Raw genomic sequence first — 25956 nt, 5'->3', positions numbered from 1 at the left:
AGCATGACCGACGCCCCCACCAAGGATTCCAACGGCAACATCCTGTCCGACGGCGACAGCGTGACCCTGATCAAGGACCTGAAGGTCAAGGGCTCGGGCGGGGTGACGCTCAAGCGAGGCACGATGGTCCGGAACATCCGCCTGACCGACGACACCGACGAGATCGAGGCCAATGTCGAGAAGGTGCGCGGGCTGGTGCTGAAAACCGACTTCGTCCGGAAGGCCTGAGACAGACCTCAGGGAATATCCCGCAGGAATTCGAAGATCGCGGACATGGCCTCGGGTTCGTCCAGCATGGGCGCGTGGCCGACGCCGGGAACCTCGGCATAGGCCATGTCCGGCGCGGCCTTCTGCATGCGGGCCGCGATGTCGGCTCCCAGCAGGTCCGAGGTCGCCCCCCTGATCAGCAAGGTGGGACGCTTCCTGGCCAGCCGTCGGAAATAGGGCCACAGGTTCGGGGCCAGGGCCCTGGCGCCCGCCGCCCGGATCGGTGCGGCGATGTCGGGATCGTAGTCGAGGACCGGCGACCCTTCGGTCCCCTCGCGGAACGTCCTTCGCGCGAAGGCGTCCCAGTCGGCGTCGCTGTAGTGCGGCAGGGCGACGGCGTTGATCCGCTTCGCATAGGCGGCGGCGGCGGCCCAGGTCGGGGTCTCGACCGGCTGGCCGGAATAGGCGGCGATCCGGGCCAGACCTTCGGGCGACACCTGGGGGCCGATGTCGTTGAGGATGGCGGCGGCGACCACGCGGGTCTTCATCGCGGCCAGCGTCATGGTGATCAGCCCGCCCATGGAGGTGCCCAGGAAGACGGCGCGCTCGAGACCTGCCTGTTCGAGCAGGGCCAGCACATCGTTCGCATAGATCGGCGGCTGATAGGTCATGGGATCGGTGGCGCGGTCCGAGCGCCCCCGTCCCCGCACGTCCAGCGCCAGAACCCGTCGCCCGCCCCGCGCGATCAGGGGCGCGATGGCGTCGAAATCGGCACTGTTGCGGGTCAGGCCGTGGATGGCGATCACCGGCAGCCTGGCCGGACCATCGGCACCCGGATAGTCGCGCGCGAACAGGCTGAGCCCGTCGGATGAGGTCCAGTGACGTTCGGAAAAGCCGGTCGGATCGGGCATCGGTTCGTCTCCCTGACAGCGACGCCCCCGCGTCGGGCCCACAGTATTTCATCGCACGTGGAAATGCGATCAGCCGCCCAGCAGATCGCGGACGAATTGATCCAGATTGCCGCCCTCGAACAGAAAGCCCGGCACACCGGCCCGGCGAGCTGCCTCCAGGTCGCTCTGTCGGTCTCCGATCAGGAATGACCGCGTCGGATCGATAGGGTGATCGGCGATCGCGCGCAGGATCATGCCGGGATTGGGCTTGCGGTCCGGGTGATCCGGATGCCGGTAGCGGGGATCCTGCGCCTCCGCATGGAACGGGCAGGCATAGACGGCGCCGATCCGGGCCCCCTTGCCGGCCAGAGACCGCACGAGCTGGTCGTTGAACCGGTTCATCCGGGCCTCGTCGAACAGGCCGCGCGCGACGCCGGACTGGTTGGTCACGATCACCACCATATAGCCCAGGCCGTTCAGCCGACGTACCGCCTCGGCGGCGCCGGGGATCAGCACCAGATGCTCGTCCAGATGCGGATAGCCACTGTCCTCGATCAGGACGCCGTCGCGGTCCAGAAAGACCGCGGGGGTGCCGGGTTGGGGTTCGGTCAAGGCGAGGCGGCTCCGGGTGCTGACGGGCCACTGGATAGAAGCGACCGTTGCAAGGCGCAACGCGAAGTGACCCGGGCGTGTTTGGCGTTCGGGACCGACACGGGCTAGACCGCGCCCACCTTCGACGGCCGGGCCGTCCGCAAAGAGGCAACCCCCATGAGCATCGCCTTCATCGACCTTCAGGCCCAGCGCCGCCGTCTGGGCGGCAGGATCGAGGCCGCCATGATGGCCGCCGTCGAGAGCGGGGCCTATGTCATGGGTCCGCCCGTGCGCGAGTTCGAAGCGGCGCTGGCGACCTTTGGCCAGGCGAAACACGCCCTGGGCTGCGCCAACGGGACCGAGGCCTTGGTCCTGCCGCTGATGGCCTGGAACATCCGGCCGGGCGACGCGGTGTTCGTGCCCAGCTTCACCTTCTGCGCCACCGCCGAGGTCGTGCCCTGGCTGGGCGCGACGCCGGTCTTCATCGACATCGACGCCAGAACCTACAACATGGACCCCGGCCATCTGGAGGCCGCCATCGAGGCGACGATCGCCGAAGGGAAGCTGCGACCAAAGGTCGTCATCGCCGTCGACCTGTTCGGCCAGCCGGCCGACTATCCGGCGATCCGGGCGATCTGCGACAGACACGGTCTGAAGCTGATCTCGGATTCGGCCCAAGGCTTCGGCTGCACGATCAACGGCGACCATCCGCTGAAATGGGCCGATGTGACGACCGCCAGCTTCTTTCCGGCCAAGCCGCTGGGCTGCTACGGCGATGGTGGGGCGGTGCTGACCGACGACGACGACCTGGCCCAGGAGATGGATTCCTACCGGGTGCACGGCAAGGCGGTGGCCAAGGACCTGGTGGGCCGGACCTTCGCGCACGACACCAAATATCTGAACATGCGGGTCGGCATGAACTCTCGGCTGGACACGGTCCAGGCCGCTGTCCTGATCGAAAAGCTGAAGGCCTTCCCCGAAGAGATCGTGTGGCGGAACGGTATCGCCGCCCGCTACAACGAAATGCTGGCCCCCCATGTCACCGCCGTGCCCTTCGTGCCGGCCGGCAACGTCTCCAACTGGGCCCAGTACACGATCGAGCATCCGGACCGGGACGGCCTGGCCGCCCACCTGAAGGACCAGGGCGTGCCCTCCGCGGTCTACTATCCCATCCCGTGCCATCTGCAGCCGGCCTATGAGCATCATCCGCGCGGGCCGCAGGGTCTGCCCGTGACCGAGGCCAAAAAGGAAACGGTCATCAGCCTGCCGATGCATTCCGACCTCGACGAGGCGACCCAGGACCGGATCGTCGCCGCCGTCGCCAGCTACAAGGGTTGAGCCTCATGCCGAACCATCCCATCCCCCTGAAGGTCGGCGTCGCCGGCGTCGGCGTCATGGGCCGGAACCATGCGCGGGTCCTGTCCGATATCCGCGACTTCGACGTCACCACCATCTTCGATATGGACGCGCTGACGGCGGAGGGCGTCGCCGGGCTGTATGGCGCGACCCCCGTCACGACGGCCCAGGCCTTCGTCGACGCCGGGCTGGACGCGGCCGTGGTCTCCACCCCCAACCGCACCCATGCCGACCTGTCGGTCGCCCTGCTGGAAAAGGGCGTCCACGTCCTTGTGGAGAAGCCGATCGCGGCGTCCGTGGCCGATGCCCGGCGCATGATCGACGCGGCGAGGGCGAACGACCGCGTGCTGATGGTCGGTCAGGTCGAGCGGTTCAATCCGGCGGTCGAGGCGGTCAGGCGCGCCATCGCCGACGAGAAGGTGATCTCCATCCAGATCACGCGCGTCGGCCCCTTCCCGCCGCGCATGGGTGAAGTCGGCGTGGTCATCGACCTGGCCGTGCACGACATCGACATCATCCGCCACCTGACGGGCTCCGAGGTCGCCGAGGTCCAGCCGCAGCTGGCCCGCACCCGCGCCGAGCGCGAGGACACGGCCCTGCTCCAGTTCCGCATGGACAATGGGGTGATCGCCCACATCACCACCAACTGGGTCACGCCCTACAAGGTCCGCACGCTGCAGGTCGCGACCCAGGGCAAGTTCGTCGTCGCCGACCTGATGACCCGCCAGGTGACCGAATATTTCGGCCAGCAGCCGGACGGCAGCTACCAGACCCGGGCGGTGAACAGCTGGCCGAACGAGCCGCTGAAGAAGGAGCTGGAGAGCTTCGCCCACGCCATCCGCACCGGCGAGGCCCCGGCCGTCACCGGCGAGGACGGCCTGCGCAACCTCGAAGTGGCGCTGAGGTGCCTGGGGGAATGAACCTCGGATCGACGGTGCTCGAGAACCGGTTCGTCCGGCTGGAACCATTCGAGGACCATCACAGGGAACCGCTGCGGTTGGCCTGCGACGCCGACCCGGACCTGTGGCCGACCTTCTACTACACCTCGCTGGGCGGGGATCGGTTCGATGCGGGCTGGCAGGCGATGCGCGATCAGCAAGCAGTCGGAACGCGCATCCCCTTCGCCGTGATCCATGAGGGCGAGGTCGTCGGCCTGAGCACCTTCATCGACATCCAGCCCGCCAATCGCGCGGTCGAGATCGGCACGACCTACTATCGACCATCCGCGCGTGGCGGGGTGGTCAATCCGGCCACGAAACGACTCCTGCTGGACCATGCCTTCGGCTGTGGTGCCCAGCGCGTCGTCTTCCAGGTGGATCAGATCAACCAGCGCAGCCAGGCGGCGATGGCCAAACTGGGCGCGGTGCGCGAGGGCGTGATGCGCAACGACAAGGTCACCTGGACCGGGCGTATCCGCAGCTCCGTGATCTATTCGATCCTCTGCGAGGAATGGCCGACCCTCCGGGCGCGGCTGGACGATCGGCTGGCCGCCTTCGGATGATGCTCAGTCCGTCGATGGCGGCCGGGCCCGGGGGTGCCGCGCCCGGCCGTGGGCCCTGTCGCGTCCCTCGCGGCCCCGGACGCGCTGGAACAGGTCGAGCGCCGTCCATGCGGCGAGCACGGCGACCGGATAGGCCAGACGCAGGAAGGTCGTGCCGTGGTGCTGCTGTGCGTCGATTACCGTATGGACGTCATGGGTTTATCGGCCACCCGCTCTGGAGCGTCCACCGTCATCAGCCGCCCGCGACCACCTGCATCCCCAGCCACTCCGCGATCAGGGCCGGCTTCTCCGCCCCTTCTATCTCGACCGTCAGCTCGTGTTTGAGGAGCCAGCGCCCGCCACCCTTGTCCTCGGCGCCCAGCAGTCTGAACCGGCCCCGGATCTTCGATCCGGCCGGCACGGGGGCGAGGAATCGCAGCTTGTCGAAGCCATAGTTGACGCCCATCACGACGCCCTCCAGCGGCTTGACCGCATCATAGGACATGGCCGAGGCGAGGCTGAGGGTCAGGAAACCATGGGCGATGGTGCCGCCGAACGGCGTGGCCCGGGCGGCTTCCGGATCGATGTGGATGAACTGCCGGTCCTCGGTGATCTCGGCGAAGGCGTCGATGCGCGCCTGGTCCACCAGGATCCATTTCGAGACGCCGATCTCGGTGCCGATCAGGGATTGAAGGTCGGATGTTTTGGTCATGCAGCGTCTCCCTGGGGCCCGGGCCGGAATCGACCCTCTATGATTTGCGAGAACAGTCCGGGGTCGATGTTGCCGCCCGAAAGGATCACCGCCGTCGTCAGACCGGTCGTCTCGACCTTGCCCGCCAGCACGGCGGCGAGCGCTGCCGCGCCCCCCGGCTCGACCACGAGCTTCAGGGTGCGAAAGGCATAGGCCACGGCATCGGCCGCGTCCTGGTCGGAGATAGTGACGGCCCCGGTCAGGACGCGCCGGTTGATCGGAAAGGTCAGGACGCCGGGGACCGGCGTCTGCAGCGCGTCGCAGATCGATGGCGGCCCCTTCGGATGCCCCACGCGCTCACCGGCCGCCAGCGACCGGGCCGTGTCGTCGAAGGCTTCGGGCTCCACCGCCCAGCTCTTCGTCCGGGGGCTCCGTGCCTCCAGCACCAGATTGATCCCCGCCATCAGCCCGCCGCCGGAACAGCAGCAGATCAGCTGATCGATCGGGCCATCGGCCTGGTCCAGCAGTTCCAGCGCCGTCGTGCCCTGACCCTCGATGACGTAGGGGTCGTCGAAAGGAGGGACGAGCACGGAGCCTCGCTCCCGGGCCACCTGGGCCCCGATCTCCTCCCGGCTTTCGGTCCAGCGGTCGTAGAGGCGGACCTCGCCGCCGAAGGCCTTCACGCCCTCGATCTTGATCGCGGGGCTGTCGGCCGGCATCACGATCACCGCCCGCGTGCCCATCAGCTTCGCCGCCGCCGCCACCCCCTGGGCATGGTTGCCGGACGAGAAGGCGACGACGCCGCTGGCCAGCTCGGTCGCGGTCAGGCGGCTGATGCGGTTGTAGGCCCCGCGAAACTTGAACGCACCGGCAACCTGCAGCGTCTCGGCCTTCAGCAGGATGCGCCCGCCCGTCCGTGCGTTCAGCGCCGGGCTCTCGATCAGGGGCGTGCGGACGGCCGCCGGGGCGATCTGGCGGGCGGCGTCCAGGACGCCTTCATACGAAGCGATGCGATCGGTCATGGTCCCACTTAACCCGATGACGGTGGTGCGCGTAAGGTGGCGGCATGACGACCTGCATCCTCGCCATCGACCAGGGCACCACCTCCACCCGCGCCATCGCTTTCGAGCTCCGGGACGACCACGGCCTGCATCCCATCGCGGTCAGCCAGATCGAACTGACCCAGCATTTCCCGAAGTCCGGCTGGGTCGAGCATGACGCCGCCGAGATCTGGACCGCGACGGTCCAGACCTGTCGCGAGGTGATCGGGAAGGCCGGGGGTGTCGGGCGCTTCTCCGCCATCGGCATCACCAACCAGCGGGAGACCTCCGTCCTGTGGGACGCCACGACCGGCGAGCCCCTGCACCGGGCCATCGTCTGGCAGGACCGCCGCACGACCGCGGTCACGACCCGGCTGGCGGCCGAGGGCCATGAGGCGATGGTCCAGGCGGCGACGGGCCTGATCCTCGACCCCTACTTTTCCGCGACCAAGTTCGCCTGGCTGCTGGATGCGGTGCCCGGCGCGCGCGCGCGCGCGGCCGGCGGCGAGGTCCTGCTAGGTACGATCGAGTCGTGGCTGATCTGGAAGCTGACCGGCGGGGCCAGCCACGTCACGGACGCGACAAATGCGTCGCGCACCTCGCTGATGGACCTGCATACCCTCCAGTGGCGCGACGACCTGTGCGACCTGTTCGACGTGCCGAAAGCCGCCCTGCCGCGCATCGTCGGCTGTGCCGGCCCGATGGGCGCGTGCGACCCCGCCCTGTTCGGCTGCGCCCTGCCGATCACGGGCTCGGCGGGGGACCAGCAGGCGGCGCTGGTCGGCCACGGCGCGCTGAAGCCCGGAGACGCCAAGATCACCTACGGCACCGGGGCCTTCCTGGTCGCCAATGTCGGCGATGCGCCGGTGTCCTCGTCCAGCCGCCTTCTGGGCACGCCGGGCTATTCGGTCGGCGGGGCCGTCGCCTATGCGCTGGAGGGATCGATCTTCTCGGCGGGGTCGGCGATCCAGTGGCTGCGGGACGGGGTCGGAATGATCACCGACAGTCGCCAGTCGGAGGCGGTGGCCCAGACCCTGGCCGACAACGGCGGCGTCTATCTGGTGCCCGGCTTCACGGGCCTGGGCGCGCCCTGGTGGGAGCCGGACGCGCGCGGGACGGTCATCGGCCTGACGCGGGATGCGAGGCCGGCGCATTTCGTCCGCGCGGCCCTGGAGGCCCTGGCCTATCAGACACGCGACCTCCTGGACGCGCTCGAAAAGGACGGGGCCCCGCCGTTGAAGGTCCTGAAGGTCGACGGCGGCGTCACCGCCAACGCCTTCGCCATGCAGTTCGTGGCCGACATCTGCGGCGTGCCGGTCGAACGTCCGGCGTTTCAGGAGATGACCGCCCTGGGGGCGGCCCGTCTGGCAGCGCGGGGCGCCGGGCTGATCGACAGTCTGGAGCCCCACAACGACGAGGCTCCCGCCGTCTGGACACCGCGCATGGACGAGGTCGAACGCATCCGGCTGCTCGAGGGCTGGCGTCGCGCGGTGAACGCCGCCATCATCGCCGCCGCATGACCCAGACCGACACCGCCGCCGCCATCGAAGACGCCCAGTCCACTTTCTCAGGCACCCGCGAGGTCGATGCCCGATACCGGTTGGACGAGGTGGCCCTGGACCGCTGGATGGTCGACCACGTCGATGGCTATGGCGGGCCTCTGACGATCCGTCAGTTCAAGGGCGGACAGTCCAACCCGACCTATGAGCTGGTCACGCCCGGGGCCGCCTATGTGCTGCGGCGCAAGCCGCCCGGCACCCTGCTGCCCAGCGCCCACGCCGTCGACCGCGAATACACCGTCATCTCGGCCCTGTACGCGCAGGACTACCCCGTGGCCCGGCCCCATGCGCTGTGTGTCGACGAGACCGTGATCGGCTCGATGTTCTATGTCATGGCCAAAGTCGAGGGCCGGGTGCTGTGGGACCTGAAGCTGCCCGGCATGGAGCCCGGGGAGCGAGGCGCGATCTACCGGGCCCAGGTCGATGCCCTGGCAGCGCTGCACCGGTTCGATCCGGACGCTATCGGCTTGGGCGACTACGGCCGCCCCGGCAACTATTTCGAGCGCCAGACCGCGCGCTGGACCAAACAGTACCGGGCGTCGGAAACGGGCCCTGTCGCCGACATGGATCGGCTGATCGCCTTCCTGCCCCAGGACCTGCCGCCACAGGGGCCGACGCGCATCGTTCACGGCGACTTCCGGCTGGACAACCTGATCATGGCTCCCGACACGGCGCAGGTTCGGGCCGTTCTGGACTGGGAGCTGTCGACCCTGGGCGATCCGCTGGCGGACCTGTCCTATCTGCTGATCGGCTGGGCCATCCCTGCGACACTTCGAAACGGTCTGGGGGGTGCCGATCTGGAGGCGCTGGGCATTCCCTCGGTCGAGGAGACAGTCGCCCGCTACTGCGAGCAGTCGGGGACGGCAGCCCCCGCGCATCTGGACTGGCTGTTCGCCTACAACCTGTTCCGCCTCGCCGCCATCTGCCAAGGCATCGCCGGGCGGGTGCGAGATGGCACCGCCGCCTCGCCCCAGGCGCGCTCCATGGCCGCACAGGTCGAACCCCTGGCCGCCGCGGCCTGGGGCTTTGCGAAGAAGGCGGGGGCGTAGAGCCTGATCGTTTGAGCTGGACCCCCGTCGCGGGTCAGACCGAAAGTGTGGATCAGGCTCCGGAGCAGGTCCCCCGACCCGCGCCCCGTCGGTTGCGACCGGCAAAAGCCCATGCTATCAGGCGCCCGGCTTCCAGAGGGTGTTTCGGATGAAACAGCCACTGGCGTGCTTTCCTTAAGCATTTCAAGCCTTTGACCGGCGCGAGGCTCGCGGCCGGTCGTTTGAACAGATACGTATTCGGACGGACAGGCCTTGGCTGACGATTTCAGAACGACGGAAGTCGGCGCGCGCTATGCCCAGGCGCTGTTCGATCTCGCCCTGGAAACGGGCCGGCTGGACGCCGTCCGCGCCGATCTGAAGTCGCTGAAGGCGGCCTGGGTCGAGAGCGCCGACCTGCGCCGCATGGCCACGTCGCCGATCCTGTCGGCCGAGGATCAGGGAAAGGGCCTGACCGCCATCGCCACAGCCGCGAAGTTCGAGACGACCACGAGGAATTTCCTGGGTCTGCTAGCCCAGAACGGCCGCGCCCGCGACCTCGGCGGCGTCATCACCGGCTTCGAGGCCCTGTATGCGCGCCACACCGGCGTTGTGGCGGCCGAGGTCGTCTCGGCCCAGGCCCTTACGGCGACCCAGCTGAAGGCCATCAAGACCGCCCTGACGACCGCGCTCGGCAAGGATCCGGAAATGACCGCCCGCGTCGATCCCTCGATCCTCGGCGGACTGAAGGTCAAGGTCGGCTCGAAACTGTTCGACGCCTCGCTGAAGACCAAGCTCGACCAGATGAAGTTCGCCCTGAAGCGGGCTTGATCCGCTTCATAAACCCGACGGCAGCGCGCATAGGCTGCACCACGATTTGACCGTCGGCCTCGCCGCCGACGCCCAGGAAGACGAAAGCCAGAGAGCCCGACCATGGACATCCGCGCCGCCGAGATTTCGGCCATCCTCAAGTCCCAGATCGCCAACTTCGGCGTCGAAGCCGATGTTTCCGACGTGGGTCAGGTCCTGTCGGTCGGCGACGGCATCGCCCGCATCCACGGTCTGGACAACGTCCAGGCCGGCGAGATGATCGAATTCCCCAAGGCCGGCGTGAAGGGCATGGCCCTGAATCTGGAACGCGACAACGTCGGGGCCGTGATCTTCGGTGCCGACGCCCAGATCGCCGAGGGCGATGAGGTCCGCCGCCTGGGCGAGATCGTGGACGTGCCGGTCGGCAAGGGCCTGCTGGGTCGCGTGGTCAACCCGCTGGGCGAGCCGATCGACGGCAAGGGCCCGATCCAGTTCACCGAGCGCCGCCGCGTGGACGTGAAGGCTCCGGGCATCATCCCCCGGAAATCGGTGCACGAGCCGATGCAGACCGGCCTGAAGGCCATCGACACCCTGATCCCCGTCGGCCGCGGCCAGCGCGAGCTGATCATCGGCGACCGCCAGATCGGCAAGACCGCCGTGGCCATCGACGCGATCCTGAACCAGAAGTCGATCAACGTCGAAGGTGCCTCGGAAGGCGAGAAGCTTTACTGCATCTACGTCGCCATCGGCCAGAAGCGCTCGACCGTCGATCAAGAACGTGGTGCGCGCGCTGGAACAAGCCGGTGCCATGGAATACACGATCGTGGTGGCCGCATCGGCTTCCGAATCGGCTGCCATGCAGTACGTGTCGGCCTACTCCGGCTGCACGCCATGGGCGAGTTCTTCCGCGACAACGGCATGCACGCCCTGATCATCTATGACGATCTGTCGAAGCAGGCCGTGGCTTACCGCCAAGTGTCGCTGCTGCTGCGCCGTCCACCAGGCCGCGAAGCCTACCCTGGCGACGTGTTCTATCTCCACAGCCGCCTGCTCGAACGCGCAGCCCGCGTGAACGCCGACTACGTCGAAGCCTTCACCAAGGGTGAAGTCAAGGGCAAGACCGGTTCGCTGACCGCACTGCCGATCATCGAAACGCAAGCCGGCGACGTGTCCGCCTTCGTGCCCACCAACGTGATCTCGATCACCGACGGCCAGATCTTCCTGGAAACCTCGCTGTTCAACGCTGGTATCCGCCCCGCCATCAACGCCGGTATCTCGGTGTCCCGCGTCGGTGGTGCTGCCCAGACCAAGCTGGTGAAGAACATGTCCGGTGGTATCCGTACCGACCTGGCCCAGTACCGTGAGCTGGCTGCGTTCGCGCAGTTCGCTTCCGACCTGGACGAAGCCACCCGCAAGCAGCTGGACCGCGGTGCCCGCGTGACCGAACTGCTCAAGCAGGCACAGTACTCGCCGCTGACCGTCGAGGAGCAGGTCGTCTCGGTCTATGCCGGCACGCGCGGCTACCTCGACAAGATCGCCGTGGCCGACATCGGTCGCTTCGAGGCCGAACTGCTGGCCCGGATGCACTCGGCCCATCAGTCGACGCTGGACGCCATCAAGTCGACCAAGGCCCTGTCCAGGGAGCTGGAAGCCGAGCTGAAGGCCGCGATCGAAGCCTTCGCCAAGACCTTCGCCTAAGTCTGACCCCGGAAAGCTGAGAGAGTAGCGCCCGATGGCCAGCCTCAAGGAAATGCGCAACCGGATCGAAAGCGTGAAGTCCACGCAGAAGATCACGAAGGCGCTGAACATGGTCGCCGCGGCCAAGCTGAAGCGTGCCCAGGGGCAGGCCGAAAGCGCGCGTCCCTATGCCCGCAAGATGGCCGCCGTCATCGCCAATCTGGCGGCGGGCGTGTCGGGCGACGGTGCCCCCAAACTGCTGTCCGGCACGGGCAAGGACCAGAAGCACCTGGTCGTGGTGGCCACGGGCGACAAGGGTCTGGCCGGCGGGTTCAACACCAACGTCATCCGCGCCGCCAAGGAACGGATCAACACCCTGATCGCCAACGGCAAGGACGTCCGGATCGTCGCCGTGGGCCGCAAGGTCCGCGACGGCCTGACCCGCCTGTATGGCGGCCGGATCATCCGGACGTTCGAACTGTCGGACCACAAGGTCATCGGCATGACGACCGCCGAGCCGATCGCCCGTCTGATCGCCGAGGAGTTCGAGGCCGGAAACGCCGACGTCGTGACCCTGTTCTACAGCCGCTTCCAGTCGGTGATCTCCCAGGTGCCGACGCCCAGGCAGCTGATCCCCGCCGTGGTCGATGGCGACGCCCCCCCGGTCGACCTGAACGGTGCGGTCTATGACTATGAGCCGTCGGAGGAGGAGATCCTCGACGTGCTGCTGCCGCGCAACCTGACAACCCAGGTCCTGGCCGCGTTATATGAGAACCAGGCCAGCTTCTTCGGGGCCCAGATGGGCGCCATGGACAACGCCACCCGCAACGCGGGCGAACTCATCACCTCGCTCCGGCTGACATACAACCGCAAGCGCCAGGCCCAGATCACAACCGAACTGATCGAGATCATCGCCGGCGCGGAAGCGCTCTGATCCTCCGATCCTGACAGACACACGATAAGAACGGACCCCGACCGATGACCGACACCGTCGCCAAGAAGCCCGCCGCCCGGAAGCCTGCCGCTCCCAAGGCACCGAAAGCCGCCGCCGCCACCGGCAATGCCGTGGTCACCGCCGGCACCGGCGTGGGCAAGATCGCCCAGGTCATCGGCGCCGTCGTGGACGTGGAGTTCACCGGCCAGCTGCCCGCCATCCTGAACGCGCTGGAAACCCAGAACGTCGACCAGGAACGGCGACAAGCCGCTTCACCCTGGTTCGAAGTCGCCCAGCACTCGGCGAGAACACCGTCCGCACCATCGCGATGGACGCGACCGAGGGTCTGACCCGCGGCCAGCCGGTCATCGACACCGGCGCGCAGATATCGGTGCCCGTCGGTCCGGGCACCCTGGGTCGCATCATGAACGTCGTCGGCGCGCCGATCGACGAACAGGGCCCGCTGAAGACGACGATGTTCCGCCCGATCCACCGCGAGGCGCCCAGCTTCGAGGAACAGTCGACCTCGTCGGAAATCCTGGTCACCGGCATCAAGGTCATCGACCTGATCTGCCCCTACACCAAGGGCGGCAAGATCGGCCTGTTCGGCGGCGCCGGTGTGGGCAAGACCGTGAACATGCAGGAACTCATCAACAACATCGCCAAGGCCCACAGCGGTCTGTCGGTGTTCGCTGGTGTGGGCGAGCGTACCCGTGAAGGGAACGACTTCTACCATGAAATGGCCGATTCCGGCGTGGTGAACCTGGAGAAGCTCGAAGAGTCCAAGGTTGCCATGGTGTACGGCCAGATGAACGAGCCCCCAGGCAACCGTCTGCGTGTGGCGCTGACCGGTCTGACCATCGCCGAGTCCTTCCGTGACGAAGGCCGTGACGTGCTGTTCTTCGTGGACAACATCTACCGCTACACGCTGGCCGGTACCGAAGTGTCCGCTCTGCTGGGCCGTATGCCTTCCGCCGTGGGCTACCAGCCTACGCTGGCCGAAGAAATGGGCCGTCTGCAAGAGCGTATTACGTCGACCAAGGTCGGCTCGATCACCTCCATCCAGGCCGTGTACGTGCCTGCCGATGACTTGACCGATCCTTCGCCTGCCACCACGTTCGCCCACTTGGACTCCACCGTGGTGCTGTCGCGTGACATCGCCTCGCTGGGTATCTACCCTGCCGTGGACCCACTGGACTCCACCAGCCGCCAGCTGGACCCGAACGTCGTGGGCGAAGACCACTACGCCACGGCCCGTGCGGTGCAAGGTACGCTGCAGCAGTACAAGGCCCTGAAGGACATCATCGCCATCCTGGGCATGGACGAGCTGTCGGAAGAGGACAAGCTGATCGTGTCGCCCGCGCGCGAAAGATCCAGCGTTTCCTGTCGCAGCCTTTCCACGTGGCCGAAGTGTTCACGGGCTCGCCAGGCAAGTACGTGCCTCTGGCCGAAACCATTCGTGGTTTCAAGGGCATCGTCGCCGGTGAATACGACCACCTGCCCGAAGCCGCCTTCTATATGGTCGGCCCCATCGAGGAAGCCGTCGAGAAGGCCCAGAAGCTGGCGGCGGACGCAGCGTAATGGCGGGCAAGCTCAGCTTTTCGCTGGTCTCGCCGGAACGCGAGGTCTTCTCCGGCCTCGTCGATCAGGTCGATGCGCCGGGCGTCGAGGGTGACTTCGGCGTCCTGGCCGACCACGCGCCCTTCATGACCGCCCTGCGCGAAGGCCCGGTCACGGTGTTCGACGGCGCGTCGCGGCGGACCTTTACGGTGCGCGGAGGCTTCGCCGACGTGACCCCCGCCGGCCTGTCCATCCTGGCCGAGGAAGCCACGGAAACAGCCGCGGCTTAAGGGCTTGTCATTCCCGAAGCCGCGCAGCGGCTATCGGGGATGGTGACGCCCCGAGGACGATCCCTCCCGGAAGGCGGAGCCTGTCCGGGAGCAGGGTCGAAGCCACCCGTCTCCCGGTTCAGCTCTGCGAGCTGCCCGGGAGTTTTTTTGGAGTCCTGTCTCGTCCCGGCTCTCCGCTTCGCTTCGGCCGGGATGACAAGGTGCGGCGTCGACGCCCTTCATCTTTGAAGCCCGCACCTGTGGCCGCGAGCGTTGCCTCGAGCTAAGGATCACCATGTCCCTACCTGACCTTCTCGGCATCTTCGGCGTCCTGCTGATCCTGGTGGCCTATGCCGGGGCGACGGCGGGGCGGCTCGATCCCAAACAATGGCCCGCCCTGTGCCTGAACCTCGTCGGCGCGCTGCTGATCCTGTGGTCGTTGTCGGTGGACTTCAACCTGTCGGCGGCGCTGATGGAGGGGGCCTGGGCGCTGGTGGCGGTGGCGGGGCTGGTCCGGCTGGCGTTGCGGCGATCCTCATCCCGAGCGTAGCGAACGGGGGAGGATCAGGGCGTGAACCGGCTGAACGCCGCCACGACCTGTTCATAGGCCGCGCGCTTGAACGGCACGATCAGGTCGCAGGCCTCCGACAGCTCGCCCCAGCGCCAGGCGTCGAACTCGATCTCGTCGTGGCGGTTCAGGGCGATCTCGGCCTCGTCGCCGGTGAAGCGGAAGGCGAACCAGACCTGCTTCTGGCCGTCCCAGGGCTTCCGGCCCTCGAGCCGGTGCGCCAGTTTCAGGGCCTCGGGGAAGTCGTAGACGATCCAGCCTTCGGTGCGGCCGATCAGCGCGGCAGAGGTGACACCGGTCTCTTCCTCCAGCTCGCGTCGGGCGGCGGCCTCGAGGTCCTCGCCCCTGTCCACCCCGCCTTGCGGGAACTGCCAAGCATGGTCCGTCGGTTGACCGGCGCGATGGCCGTACCAGACCTGGCCTGCGGCATTGAACAGGACGACGCCGACGTTGGGGCGGTGTTTGGGGAAGGAGGGCATTGGGATTAGGGATTGGGGATTAGGGATCATGAAGCAAGAGGGTCGGCACCCCTGCGCCGAGCAGAGCGTCCTTTTCCCTAATCCCTAATCCCTATCTTCCCGGCCTCTGCGTCATCGCCGACGCCGGGGCCAGTTGCAGACCGCGGGCTTCCAGACCGGCGGTCCAGCGGGCGGCGGCCTCGACCGTCACGGGATAGGCGAAGCCGGTCCCCATCGCCGCGCCGCGGGTCTTGGCGGTGGCTTCCAGCATGTTGAGGGCCCCGATGATGGCGGCGGGGGTCTGGGTCTCATCGATGATGCTGTCGGCGCTGGCGCGGGCCCAGGCCCCCGGCCGGCGACGGGCCGAGCCATCGTCGAGGAAGGCGATGCCGCGCTGGCGCAGGATGCCGAGGAAGGCGCTCATGCCCGTGTCGGAGGTCACGAACCGGTCGCCGAGATAGTTGGTGACCCCGAAATAGCCGGTCGCGCGGCCCAGCAGCCAGTTCATCTTGGCCTGGACGTCGTCGGGGGTGGCATTGTTCAGCAGGGTATAGGGCCCGGGGTCGGTGTTGGGATAACCGGTCGGCTCCATCGGGATCTCGATCATCACCTCGTGCCCTTGCGCGCGGGCCAGGTTGATCCACCCCTGAAGGCCCTCGGCATAGGGCACGAAGGACAGGGTGACCTCGGCGGGCAGGCGCTCGATCGCGGCGCGGGTGGTCACGGCGTTGAGGCCGAGTCCGCCGACGATCAGGGCCACCGTCGGCTTGCCGTTCGGGCGGAAGGGGCGGGCATAGGCCTGGGCCGGGACGCGGCCGTCGGGCGCGATGACGGGCAGAGGCCCCAGCGGACCCGGCTGGCTGAGACCGGCGATGGGGGCCGCGACCAGGGGCTGGGCCGGCTGGGGCGGGGCCGCGATGGCCGAGCCGCCTGCGACGGTGGCCCCGTCGGGCAGGGTGATCAGGGCGTCGCCGCCGGCCGCGCCGGTGGCGGGATCGACGGGAACCCCCGACAGACCCTGCCAGGCCCCGAATCCACCCATGCTGAACGCCTCCAGCCCCGAAGGCGCGGGGGGAGCGACAGGGGCGGGGCGGTGCAGGGAAACGCGCGCCGACGGCGTGCCGGCCCGGGGGTCGCCCAGCACGGTCAGGAACAGGGCGACGGTGCCCAGCAGCAGCAGGCCAGCGGCCCCCACGGCGACGGGCGGTTTCTTCAGCATCGCCCCGACGGGTTTGAAGTCGAGCTTCAGACCCCGACCCGGAGGCGGGGCACCGGCGGCGGCGGCGAGGGCGGACTGGCGCTTGGCGAACATGATGGGCGGACGCTCGATACAGGGCCCGGACGGATTTCCGGACCTCGACCTTCGCCCACGACTATGAACGGCCGTCGGTTAAGAAAGCCTAACGGCGCGTTAGGCATGTTTCTGGCCGCTGATGCGGCGCGCGATGGTCGGCTCGCGGAGCCTCCCGACTTGAGCGCGTTTCTTGCCGGTTCGCGCCCTGCCTATTCGCCCTCTGGCTCTTCCGTCGTATCGACCGCGGCCGTCTGGATCGTGCCGTCGTTGATGACGATGCCGTCGGGCGCGGCGGCCAGGCGGGTCAGGTCACCACCGGCGCGGAGCACGTCAAGCGCGCGCTGCAGCTGGTAGTCGGCGTCCTTGTCATAGTCCTCGCCGGGGGCCTCGCGGGGCGTATGGGCGCCCTTGCGTTCCGCGCCGATCGAGGCGTCCAGCGCCGTGGCATAGGCGGCTTCGGAATAGATGAAGCTGGAGCGGGAGACGATGCGGGCCTCCGCCGCGTTGCGGGCGACTTCCAGGTCCGGCTCGATGCCGATCTTCTGGATCGAGCGGCCGGACGGGGTGTAATAGCGCGCCGTGGTGATCGACAGCGCACCGTCCTGACCGTTCCTGAGCGGGATCACGGTCTGGACCGAGCCCTTTCCGAAGCTGGTCAGGCCGACGAGGGTCGCCCGCTCCTGATCTTTCAGCGCGCCGGCGACGATCTCGGACGCCGAGGCCGATCCATAGTTGATCAGCACCACCAGCGGCAGGCCGCCGGTCAGGTCTCCGGGCCGGGCGGCATAACGTTCGATCTGGTCGGGCTTGCGTCCCCGCTGGCTGACGATCTCGCCACGCTGCAGGAAGGTATCGGACACGTCGATGGCGGCGGTCAGCAGGCCGCCTCCGTTGTTGCGCAGGTCCAGCACGAAGCCCTTCACATCGGGCTTTTCGGTCCTGATCTTCTGGATCGCGGCGGCCAGTTCGCGCCCGGTGTTCTCGTTGAAGGTCGAGATGCGCAGATAGCCGAAATCGCCCTCCAGGCGGCCGGTCACGCTTTCGACCTTGATGACCTCACGGACCAGGGTGGTCTCCAGAGGGTCCTCACCGTCGCGCAGGAAGGTCACCTTCACCGATGTGCCCATGGCACCGCGCAGCCTGTCCGACACCTGCGACACCGTAAGACCCGAGGCGTTCTGGCCATCGATGGCCGAGATGACGTCCCCGGCCTTGACGCCCGCGCGGGCGGCGGGGCTGTCGTCCATCGGCGAGATGACTTTCACCACGCCGCCCTCGGCAGAGATGGTCAGGCCGACGCCGGAGTATTCGCCGGTCGTCCGCTCCTGCAGGTCGCCATACCCGTCCGGGGACAGATAGTTGGAATGCGGATCCAGCGCGGTCATCATGCCCGCCAGGGCCGCCTCGATCAGCTTCTTGTTGTCGACCGGGACCACATAATACTGCTCGACCACCGCCAGGGTATCGCCGAACAGCTGCAGCATGCGGAACGTCTCGTTCCTCGGCGTCTGGGACGCCACGGTCATGCCGCTGAGCCCCAGGGCGAGGACGGCACCGCCGACGATGAACAGTTTACGCATTCGGTCTCTTTCAGCCCGCCGGCCCGGCGGCAGGGTCATGGAACGACATGTCACGATGAAATCGTGGCGACGTCGCGTCGGTGGATAAAATCAGTGCGGGGCGGGCATGGGAAGCGGAATTGGAAGGGAGGCAATAGGCAGTAGGCAATAGGCGGGACGCAGGCGAACCGAGAGCGGGTAGTCCGCGCAGCGGACGCTCCCCATTCGTTACCTTCTATTGCCTATTGCCTATTGCCTACTGCCTTAAAGGTACGGGGCCGGATCCACGGGGCGATCCTCGCGGCGCAGCTCCAGATAGACCTCACCGCCCGCCGTGCCGGTGCCGACCGACTGGCCGTCGGCGATCCGGTCTCCGGAGGCGACCGAGACTCCGTCCAGACCGGCGATGACCGCGCGCCAGCCGGGGCCGAGATCGAGGATGACCACCTGGCCCCAGCCGTTCAGAGGACCGGCATAGTCGACGCGGGCGGCGGCGGGCGAGGCGACCGGACCGGCGCTGGACGGCCAGCGCCAGCCGCTGGAGCCGCGTCCGAACCGGACGGTGGGCGAACCGGAGACCGGCGGGGTGAGGCGTGCGCGTCCGGCGGGCAGGCGCATGGCCGGGGTCGCGTCCCTGGACGGGACGATATCGGCCGGTCGGCCACCCAGATTGCGGATGCGGGTCTCCAGCGCGGCCGAGGCGCGCTCGGCCCGGTCGGCGTCGGCCTTGAGCACGGCCAGCAGGGCGGAGCGGCGGGCGACCAGGTCCTCGATCTCGGCGCGGCGATCTCCCTGGGTGCTCTCGCTGGTCAGCAGCCGCTCGCTGGCCAGGACGGCGAGACGGCGGATGCGGCGGACCTCGGCCTGGCGCGCATCGAAGCCCGCGGCGCGACGCTGCAGCGCCGGGGCCATGGCCTTCATCAGGATGGCAGCCCGGACGGTATCGACGGCGCGGTCGGCCGGAACCAGCAGGGGTGGCGGCGGCTTGCGGCTCATCATCTGCAGGGCCGAGAACAGGCGGCCCTGGGCGTCGCGGGTGCGGGCCAGTTCCGTGACGAGGACGGCCTCGCGTCGGGACAGGTCTCGCAGACGCTGGCGCTGGGCCGACATCTGGACGTCGTCGGCGGTCTGGTCGCGCCGCAATGAGGTCAGCTGACGGTCGAGTGCGGCCAGGGAGACGGCCGCTTCGGCCGCGTCTGCGCGCAGGCGGCGGGCGCGGACGACCTCGTCGCGATAGCGGGCCTGAAGCAGTTCGAGATCGTCCTGAACCGATGCCGCGGCCGGCAGGGCCGACAGGGCGATCATCAGGGACAGGAGGGCGGGCCGATTCATCAGTCCCGATGATAGGGTGATCCGGCCAGGATCGTCACGGCGCGATAGAGCTGTTCGGCCAGCATGGCGCGGGCCAGGGCATGGGGCCAGGTCTGGGGTCCGAAGGCCAGGGTCGATCCGGCGGCGGCCAGAATGCCGGCATCCAGTCCGTCCGCCCCGCCGATGGCGAAGACCAGCCGCCGCTCACCCCGGTCGCGCAGGGCAGCGATGTGGTCGGCGAAGGCGCGACTGGGCCAGGTCCGGCCCCGTTCGTCGCAGGCGATCAGATGCGCGCCCTCGGCGGCGGCCAGAATCAGTTCGGCCTCCGGGGCCTTGCCCGGCTTTCGCGGATCGAGGTCGATCAGATCGAGCGGGCCCAGCCCCAGGGCCCGCCCGGCGGCGGTCGCGCGGGCGGCATAGTCGCTGGCGAGCGTGGCCTCGGGACCGCGCCCGGGTTTGCCGATCGCCACGATCGCCAGCTTCATGGCTGGATCAGGCGTTCGCCGTCCGGTGCGCGCTGTCGACGGCCCAGATCTTCTCGATGTTGTAGAACATCCGCACTTCGGGCCGGAACAGATGGACGATGACGTCGCCGGCGTCGATCAGCACCCAGTCGCAGTGGGGCAGACCCTCGACCTTGGCGCGGCCCAGACCCTGTTCCTTGAGCGTGCGCAGCAGATGGTCGGCCAGGGCACCGACGTGACGGTGTGAGCGGCCCGAGGCCACGATCATGGTGTCGGCCATCGGGGACTTGCCCTTCAGGTCGATCAGGACGATGTCCTGGGCCTTGTCCTCGTCGAGTTTGGACAGAAGTGCGGTCTCCAGCGGGTTCGAGCCGGTGGGCACCACGCCCTGGCGGTCGAAGCTGGATACGTCGTCGGCGTCATCGTCCGCGCCGAACAGCGGAAAATCCTCGGCGGAGTCGTCGGAAAGGTCTTCGTCCGAACCGTCGTCGCCGTCCTCGGCGTGGATGGGTTCGATGGCATCCATCTCGTGGGCCGTGTTGGAAACGGCGTCGTCGCGATCGGGATGGTCTTGCGCGTCGTGCGCGGGCGAGGGGGTCAGTGGAAGGCTCCGGGAGGGTTCACCAAACACGCTCTCTAGCATGGATGGGCCAAGAGGTCACCTTGTGACCCTGGCGCGCAAACGCCCGGCGCGCGGAGCCTCTCTAGCTGAGCGGCGGCCCGCCCTTGTTTCGCACCGCCGTCGACGAACTGGGGTTCAGGGGCGCGGTCAGATAGGTCCAGGCCGGGGCGGCCATCAGGGGCAACATGCGGGCCTCGTCCGAAGCCACGCGGTGGCCGGCGAAGCGGCGGGCTGCGGGGGCCGAGCGGCTTTCCAGCAGGGAGCCGGGTCGGGCGACGACCGCGACGGGCATCATCCGCATGATGTCGGTCCATCCGCGCCAGCGGTGAAAGCTTTCCAGATTGTCGGAGCCCATCAGCCAGACGAACCGCACGCCGGGATGCCGGGCCTTCAGCGCCCGCAAGGTGTCGATGGTCCAGAAGGTGCCGGCGCGGCTCTCGAAATCGGAGACGGTCATGCGGGGGCCGCCGGCGAACGCCTGGGCCGAGGCCAGCCGCTCGGCCAGCGGTGCGGTCTGGCGGGCGTCCTTCAGCGGGTTCTGGGGCGAGACCAGCCAGACGACCCGATCCAGATCCAGCCGCCGCATGGCGGTTTCGGCAACGTGGGCGTGGCCGTCGTGCGCCGGATTGAACGACCCGCCGAACAGTCCGACCTTCATGCCGGGCATCAGGGTCAGGCCGTCCCTCAACGCCCCGGATCGGGGGCCGCTCGCCTGGGGCGCGGGACCGGCATGGAAGAAGGACAAGGCGGCGGGACTCGCGGCGGGCTTATGCTCAAGGGTGAGCTAACACGGACGATCCGGAGTGTCGCGATATTCTCCCTCCCCCGAGGGGGAGGGTGGTCGCAGCGAAGCGAAGACCGGGTGGGGAGGGCAAGGCGCCCCAGACTCTGACCGTGCCGCTTGCCTTGCCGCCCCCACCCGGTTGCTTCGCAACCTGCCCTCCCCCGAGGGGGAGGGAGAAAGTCCATGCCCTAAGGCACCCAGCCGTCGGCGAAGGTCTCGATCTCGTCGCCTTCCTCGTCGATCTCGCCCCGCGTCTTGCGCACCTCGGCCCAGGCCGCGCGCAGCAGTTCGGGCACGCCCTCTCCGGAAACGCCGGAAACCAGCATCGGGCGGCGACCGGCCACGGCTTCCAGTTCCGCCGCCTTCTCCTCGCGCGCCTCGGGGGTCAGGGCGTCGATCTTGTTGAGCGCCAGGATTTCCTGCTTGTCGGCCAGGCCCTCGCCATAGGCGTCCAGCTCGCCGCGGATGATGCGGTAGGCCTCGGCGACGTCGTCCTGGGTGCCGTCGATCAGGTGGATCAGGGAGGCCGAGCGTTCGACGTGGCCCAGGAACCGGGTGCCCAGACCCGCCCCCTCCGATGCGCCCTCGATCAGGCCGGGGATATCGGCGATGACGAACCGTTCGCCGGGGCTCAGGTCGACCATGCCGAGGTTGGGGGCGAGCGTCGTGAACGGATAGTCGGCGATCTTGGGACGCGCAGCGCTGGCGGCGGCGAGGAAGGTCGACTTGCCGGCGTTGGGCAGGCCCGCCAGGCCGATGTCGGCGATCAGCTTCAGCCGCAGCCAGATCCACATCTCCTGGCCTTCCTGGCCCGGATTGGCGTGGCGGGGGGCCTGGTTGATCGGGCCCTTGAAGCGGACATTGCCCCAGCCGCCGTTGCCGCCACTGAGCAGCAGCTCCCTCTGGCCCGCCTCGACCATGTCGAGCACGACCGTTTCCTTGTCCTCGCCCAGCACCTGGGTGCCGACCGGAACTTTCAGCACGATGTCCTCGCCCCTGGCCCCGTGCATCTGGCGGCCCTGTCCGTGGCCGCCGGTCGGAGCCTTGAAATGCTGCTGGTAGCGATAGTCGATCAGGGTGTTCAGCCCCTCGACCGCCTCGACCCAGACATTGCCCCCATTGCCGCCGTCGCCGCCGTCCGGACCGCCGTTGGGGATGAATTTCTCGCGCCGGAACGACACGGAGCCCGCCCCGCCATTGCCGGAGCGGATGTAGATCTTGGCCTGGTCGAGGAACTTCATTTGCGCGCGTATAGGCGAAGCGAGCGGCGATTTACAGGCGTCGGTTTCGCCTTCACGGTTAAGCCGACAGCTCATCAAAGGCCGATCAAATGCCAACTGAAGACGAAATCGAACACGCGAAGATTCATCTACGGGCGAAAGCGCACGCGGAAGCCACGGTTTACAGCCTCAATAATTCGTATCTGACGCAGCACCAGAAAGCTTCCGTTGAGGCGGTTTACCAGTTTCCGCTCGGATTGATGGGCTTTGCATACGGTTTACTCGCTCTTGGAAGCGACCAGACTTGGCTGAACGCTTATTGGAATGCGAGCTTCCTAGGTGCCCTCGCTTGGGCATTCGCGGCATATGGGCCCACAGGATTCGTAGCCAAAATCGGCTTCCTAACCGGCGGGTGGGCAGCCACGCTTCTTGATCTCGCGCTGGCGGCGTGGGCTCTTTACGAACATCGCTGGCTAATCGCGGGGCTATTGGCAGGCACAGCGTTCGGTCTGACCTCTCCTGCCATGCTTCCAACTTGGCTTTGGGCATGGCAGGGAAAAGGCATGAACATCAAGTATCGGATCGCTAAGCGACTGTTTGGAGTAAACTTTCCCTTCGAACACCATCTGCGAGTTGGCAGCTAGATTTCAGATAACAGCAGGGTTTACTGCCCGTACGCCACCGGCATGCCGCCATCGATCCGGCCGCCCGCGCGATAGCGGTCGCGCAGCAGGATCTGGCGGCTGGTCAGGGGCTGTTCCTGGCCGTTGATGAACTCGGCGGTGACCGAGGACAGGGGTTCCAGCGGGTCGCCGGACCACACCACAACATCGGCGGCGGCCCCGGCGCGCAGTTCGCCGAACTGCCCGCCCATGCCGAAGATGCGGGCCGGGTTGACGGTCAGGGCCGCGATCGCCGCCTCGAACGGCAGGCCGTGCGAGACCGCATTGCCGGCGTTGTAGCGGGCCTCGCGCGCGCGGTGGACGCCATTGCCCTTGATGGCGATGACGACGCCTGCGGCGTTGAGGACCGCAGCATTCTCCATGCGCGAGGCGCGGGTCTCGATACTGCCGGGCAGGTTGTCGATCGGGTTCAGCAGGACAGGCACGCCGGCCGCCGCGATCTGCGGAGCGACCAGCCAGCCCTCGTCGGCACCGTCCAGGATGACCTTGACCCCCTCCTCATCGGCCAGGCGCAGCACCTGCAGGATGTCGGCCGCGCGGCGCACGGTCACGATCAGGGGCATGTCGCCACTGGCGACCGGGATCAGGGCCTCGAGGTCGGCGCGGGACAGGCTGAGATCGCGCAGGCCTGCGCGGTCATAGGCGGACTTGTTGCGGGCATAGAGGCGGACTTCGGCCAGGGTTTCCCGGAACTGGACGAACTGGGCCCCGCGCGCGCCACCGGCGATACCGGCCCCCGCCTCTCCGAACGGCGCGACCATGGCCACGCGTGGCTTGACCAGGATGTCGCTTCCGGCGGCCAGGTGGATGATCGAGGCCGTGCCGGCGAACAGGCCGGGCGTCTGGTAGCCGCCGTCGCCTGCGCCCGCGAACGCGGCCTCGCCGTCGTCCTGATGCAGGCCGCCGCCGCCCGACCCCGCGTGATTCGGCACCACGATGGCGCGGGTGATGCCGCCCAGACGCGCGACGGGCAGGGTGAAGGACCACGGATCGAGGCCATAGCTGACGTCGAACGAGGCCGAGATGGTGTTGGCGCTGTTCGATAGATCGTCGGACCCGTCCACCGACGAGACTTCGGAGGCTCCCAGCCCGGCATCCACGGCGACGAAGCCGGGTGCGACGACCTTGCCGCGCGCGTCGATCACGCGGGCCCCGGAGGGCGCCGCCCCGGTGCCGACCGAGACGACGCGGCCGTTCTGGATCACGACGGTGCCGTTCTCGATGATCGAGGTGCCGGTCAGGACGCGGCCGCCGGTGATGGCGGTGAGCTCCTGGGCGAGGGCGGGCATGGCCGACAGGGCCAGGGCCGTCAGCGAGATCAGTGCGAAACGGCGCATCAGCGGGCTCCCTCGTTCACGGTGGCGGCGGTCAGGCCGAAGCCCGGCTGGCCCAGCTCGAAGTCGGACACGGGCTGGTAGCGGGGGTCGAAGCGGTCAAACGTGAGCGCCCCGTCGATGAAGACCTGGTCGGCGCGGGCATAGACGCTGAACGGATTGGCGCTCCAGATCACGACGTCGCCCCGCTTGCCGGCCTCCAGCGACCCGGTCTCGTCGCCGATGCCGATGGAGCGGGCGGCGTTGGAGGTGATCCAGCTGATGGCGTGTTCCTCGGAGATGTCCAGGCCTGCATTGCGGCCGGCGGCCAGGGCGGCGGCGGCCTCCTGGTTCAGCCTCTGGGTCAGCTGGGCGTCGTCGGAGTGGATGACGGCGCAGGAGCCCTCGGGCGCATCGACCAGGGCGGCGTTCGCCTCGATCCCGTCCAGGGCCTCCATCTTGAAGCCCCACCAGCCGGTCCACATGTCGGCGCAGACGCCGGCCGCGGCCAGCTGCGGTGCGATCTTGTAGGCCTCGATGGCGTGGTGGAAGGCGGTGATCCGGTAGCCGAACTCCCTGGCGATATCGAGCATCACCATCATCTCGTCGGCGCGGTAGCAGTGGTTCTGGACCAGGATGGAGCCGTCCAGCACCCCGGCCAGGGTTTCATTCTGCAGGTTGCGGGTGGGGGGCGAGCCCTCGCCCGTCTCGCGCCACCTGTCCCATTTCTCGCGGTAGTCTTGGGCGGCGATGAAGGCGGCGCGATAGCCGGCGACATTGCCCATGCCGGTCGCGGGCGACTGGTTGCGGCTGCCGTAGACGCGGCTGGGGTTCTCGCCGCAGGCCATCTTCACGCCATAGGGCGCGCCCGGGAATTTCATGCCCTGCATGGAGATCGAAGGGATGTTGCGGACCGTCACCGAGCGACCGCCGAACAGATTGGCCGATCCGGGCAGGATCTGCAGCGTGGTGACGCCGCCGGCGCGGGCGGTGTTGAAGCCCGGGTCCTGGGGCCAGATCGAGTGTTCGGCCCAGACCTGGGCGGTATTCGGGCTGGTCGCCTCATTGCCGTCGCTCATGCCGGTGACGCCGGGCGAGGGATAGACGCCGAGGTGCGAGTGCACATCGATGATGCCGGGTGTCACATAGCGGCCGCGGGCGTCGACGACGCGGTAGCCGGCGGGTACGGCGGTCGAGGCCGGGCCGACCGTCTCGACCTTGCCGTCCGCGACCAGAACGACGCCGTTCTCGATCTTCTGGCCGGTCCCGGTCAGCACCGTCCCGCCGACGATGGCGATATTGTCGCGCGGCAGGGGCTGATAGGTCGAGGGGAAGGGATCCAGGTTGGTCGAGGCGTCGAGACCGCGCGCCATGGTCCGATCGGTGTCGGCTCCGGCATTGTCCGAGCCATCGGGCGCTGCGGCCCCGTCCCCGGTGGTGGCGCAGGCGGATAGCGCCAGCGCGCAGGCGACGACGGCGAGGCTGGGGCCCCGCAAGGCGTGACGGATCATGGATGGACGCTCCCCTGTCGCGCCGACGGCGCGGAACGGGTCGGATTACAAAGGCGTCGCAAGCCGTCCGTCAAAGGCGG

General features: G+C 68.1%; 26 protein-coding genes and 1 pseudogene. 13 read left to right on the top strand and 14 right to left on the bottom strand.

Going from position 1 to position 25956, the window contains the following annotated elements; all coding sequences use genetic code 11:
* The first annotated feature begins 3 nt into the window (after positions 1-3).
* Positions 4-228 (top strand): alkylphosphonate utilization protein, encoded by a 225-nt coding sequence (locus HZ989_RS02315; protein WP_209322040.1) that lies wholly within the window; start codon positions 4-6, stop codon positions 226-228.
* Between the two features lie 8 nt (positions 229-236).
* On the opposite strand, the gene HZ989_RS02310 is transcribed toward HZ989_RS02315, so the two are convergent.
* Together HZ989_RS02310 and HZ989_RS02305 are read right to left on the bottom strand one after the other, a co-directional pair.
* Positions 237-1118: an alpha/beta fold hydrolase gene (locus tag HZ989_RS02310; protein ID WP_209322039.1), complete on the bottom strand. Its 882-nt coding sequence runs from the start codon at positions 1116-1118 to the stop codon at positions 237-239.
* A 69-nt stretch (positions 1119-1187) separates the two neighbouring features.
* On the bottom strand, positions 1188-1709 hold the full coding sequence (locus HZ989_RS02305) for an HAD-IIIA family hydrolase (RefSeq protein ID WP_209322038.1): 522 nt from the start codon (positions 1707-1709) through the stop codon (positions 1188-1190).
* Between the two features lie 156 nt (positions 1710-1865).
* On the opposite strand from HZ989_RS02305, the gene HZ989_RS02300 reads away from it, so the two are divergent.
* Genes HZ989_RS02300 through HZ989_RS02290 form a run of 3 tightly spaced genes read left to right on the top strand, consistent with a single transcriptional unit; the run spans position 1866 to position 4545 of the window.
* Complete coding sequence (locus tag HZ989_RS02300) at positions 1866-3026, top strand: DegT/DnrJ/EryC1/StrS aminotransferase family protein (RefSeq protein WP_209322037.1); 1161 nt, start codon at positions 1866-1868, stop codon at positions 3024-3026.
* Between the two features lie 5 nt (positions 3027-3031).
* The gene (locus tag HZ989_RS02295; protein ID WP_209322036.1) at positions 3032-3964 is read left to right on the top strand and encodes a Gfo/Idh/MocA family protein; all 933 of its coding nucleotides are present in this window, start codon (positions 3032-3034) and stop codon (positions 3962-3964) included.
* Positions 3961-4545 carry a GNAT family N-acetyltransferase gene (locus HZ989_RS02290; protein ID WP_209322035.1) on the top strand — a complete coding sequence of 195 codons (585 nt, stop codon included), beginning with the start codon at positions 3961-3963 and terminating at the stop codon, positions 4543-4545. Before HZ989_RS02295 ends, HZ989_RS02290 begins: the two co-directional genes overlap by 4 nt.
* 232 nt (positions 4546-4777) lie before the next feature.
* On the opposite strand, the gene HZ989_RS02285 is transcribed toward HZ989_RS02290, so the two are convergent.
* Together HZ989_RS02285 and HZ989_RS02280 are read right to left on the bottom strand one after the other, a co-directional pair.
* Complete coding sequence (locus tag HZ989_RS02285; RefSeq protein ID WP_209322034.1) at positions 4778-5236, bottom strand: MaoC family dehydratase; 459 nt, start codon at positions 5234-5236, stop codon at positions 4778-4780.
* Positions 5233-6237 carry a threonine/serine dehydratase gene (locus HZ989_RS02280; RefSeq protein WP_209322033.1) on the bottom strand — a complete coding sequence of 335 codons (1005 nt, stop codon included), beginning with the start codon at positions 6235-6237 and terminating at the stop codon, positions 5233-5235. Before HZ989_RS02280 ends, HZ989_RS02285 begins: the two co-directional genes overlap by 4 nt.
* 44 nt (positions 6238-6281) lie before the next feature.
* On the opposite strand from HZ989_RS02280, the gene glpK reads away from it, so the two are divergent.
* The 8 genes and pseudogenes from glpK (at position 6282) to HZ989_RS02235 (ending at position 14639) form a co-directional block, all read left to right on the top strand.
* Positions 6282-7775 (top strand): glycerol kinase GlpK, encoded by a 1494-nt coding sequence (gene glpK / locus HZ989_RS02275; protein WP_209322032.1) that lies wholly within the window; start codon positions 6282-6284, stop codon positions 7773-7775.
* Positions 7772-8863, top strand: a complete 1092-nt coding sequence (locus HZ989_RS02270) for a phosphotransferase (RefSeq protein WP_209322031.1) — start codon at positions 7772-7774, stop codon at positions 8861-8863. The genes glpK and HZ989_RS02270 overlap by 4 nt, the downstream gene beginning before the upstream one ends.
* Before the next feature lie 252 nt (positions 8864-9115).
* The gene (locus tag HZ989_RS02265; protein WP_209322030.1) at positions 9116-9670 is read left to right on the top strand and encodes a F0F1 ATP synthase subunit delta; all 555 of its coding nucleotides are present in this window, start codon (positions 9116-9118) and stop codon (positions 9668-9670) included.
* A 102-nt stretch (positions 9671-9772) separates the two neighbouring features.
* Complete coding sequence (locus tag HZ989_RS02260) at positions 9773-11347, top strand: F0F1 ATP synthase subunit alpha (RefSeq protein ID WP_245162424.1); 1575 nt, start codon at positions 9773-9775, stop codon at positions 11345-11347.
* Between the two features lie 34 nt (positions 11348-11381).
* The gene (locus HZ989_RS02255) at positions 11382-12260 is read left to right on the top strand and encodes a F0F1 ATP synthase subunit gamma (protein WP_209322029.1); all 879 of its coding nucleotides are present in this window, start codon (positions 11382-11384) and stop codon (positions 12258-12260) included.
* Between the two features lie 44 nt (positions 12261-12304).
* Positions 12305-13841: pseudogene (gene atpD, locus HZ989_RS02245) on the top strand (F0F1 ATP synthase subunit beta).
* Entirely contained in the window at positions 13841-14110 is a 270-nt protein-coding gene (locus tag HZ989_RS02240; protein WP_209322027.1) for an ATP synthase F1 subunit epsilon, read from the top strand. The pseudogene atpD and the gene HZ989_RS02240 overlap by 1 nt, the downstream one beginning before the upstream one ends.
* A 274-nt stretch (positions 14111-14384) precedes the next feature.
* Positions 14385-14639 carry a hypothetical protein gene (locus HZ989_RS02235; RefSeq protein ID WP_209322026.1) on the top strand — a complete coding sequence of 85 codons (255 nt, stop codon included), beginning with the start codon at positions 14385-14387 and terminating at the stop codon, positions 14637-14639.
* Between the two features lie 14 nt (positions 14640-14653).
* Here HZ989_RS02235 and HZ989_RS02230 read toward each other — a convergent pair whose 3' ends face one another.
* From HZ989_RS02230 to obgE, 8 genes are all read right to left on the bottom strand, one after another.
* Entirely contained in the window at positions 14654-15136 is a 483-nt protein-coding gene (locus HZ989_RS02230) for an RNA pyrophosphohydrolase (protein ID WP_209322025.1), read from the bottom strand.
* A gap of 91 nt (positions 15137-15227) precedes the next feature.
* Entirely contained in the window at positions 15228-16427 is a 1200-nt protein-coding gene (locus tag HZ989_RS02225; protein WP_209322024.1) for a divergent polysaccharide deacetylase family protein, read from the bottom strand.
* Between the two features lie 191 nt (positions 16428-16618).
* A complete protein-coding gene (locus HZ989_RS02220) occupies positions 16619-17989 on the bottom strand; it encodes a S41 family peptidase (RefSeq protein ID WP_209322023.1) in 1371 nt (456 codons plus the stop codon).
* 243 nt (positions 17990-18232) lie between these two features.
* Complete coding sequence (locus tag HZ989_RS02215) at positions 18233-19300, bottom strand: murein hydrolase activator EnvC (protein WP_209322022.1); 1068 nt, start codon at positions 19298-19300, stop codon at positions 18233-18235.
* Positions 19300-19764, bottom strand: a complete 465-nt coding sequence (gene rlmH / locus HZ989_RS02210; protein ID WP_209322021.1) for a 23S rRNA (pseudouridine(1915)-N(3))-methyltransferase RlmH — start codon at positions 19762-19764, stop codon at positions 19300-19302. The genes HZ989_RS02215 and rlmH overlap by 1 nt, the downstream gene beginning before the upstream one ends.
* Before the next feature lie 7 nt (positions 19765-19771).
* Entirely contained in the window at positions 19772-20269 is a 498-nt protein-coding gene (gene rsfS / locus HZ989_RS02205) for a ribosome silencing factor (RefSeq protein ID WP_209322020.1), read from the bottom strand.
* Between the two features lie 178 nt (positions 20270-20447).
* Positions 20448-21110: a nicotinate-nucleotide adenylyltransferase gene (locus HZ989_RS02200; protein ID WP_209322019.1), complete on the bottom strand. Its 663-nt coding sequence runs from the start codon at positions 21108-21110 to the stop codon at positions 20448-20450.
* A gap of 227 nt (positions 21111-21337) precedes the next feature.
* Positions 21338-22390: a GTPase ObgE gene (obgE, locus tag HZ989_RS02195; protein WP_209322018.1), complete on the bottom strand. Its 1053-nt coding sequence runs from the start codon at positions 22388-22390 to the stop codon at positions 21338-21340.
* A gap of 89 nt (positions 22391-22479) precedes the next feature.
* Here obgE and HZ989_RS02190 point away from each other — a divergent pair, with 89 nt between their 5' ends.
* Positions 22480-23013: a hypothetical protein gene (locus HZ989_RS02190; protein WP_209322017.1), complete on the top strand. Its 534-nt coding sequence runs from the start codon at positions 22480-22482 to the stop codon at positions 23011-23013.
* A 20-nt stretch (positions 23014-23033) separates the two neighbouring features.
* Here HZ989_RS02190 and HZ989_RS02185 read toward each other — a convergent pair whose 3' ends face one another.
* Together HZ989_RS02185 and HZ989_RS02180 are read right to left on the bottom strand one after the other, a co-directional pair.
* A complete protein-coding gene (locus HZ989_RS02185; protein WP_209322016.1) occupies positions 23034-24389 on the bottom strand; it encodes an amidohydrolase family protein in 1356 nt (451 codons plus the stop codon).
* Positions 24389-25876, bottom strand: a complete 1488-nt coding sequence (locus HZ989_RS02180; protein WP_209322015.1) for an amidohydrolase — start codon at positions 25874-25876, stop codon at positions 24389-24391. Before HZ989_RS02180 ends, HZ989_RS02185 begins: the two co-directional genes overlap by 1 nt.
* Positions 25877-25956: the final 80 nt, after the last annotated feature.

It is taken from the genome of Brevundimonas sp. AJA228-03 (assembly GCF_017795885.1).
In the GTDB taxonomy this organism is placed as follows: Bacteria; Pseudomonadota; Alphaproteobacteria; order Caulobacterales; family Caulobacteraceae; genus Brevundimonas.
This window is presented reverse-complemented; position numbering and strand designations above follow the sequence as displayed.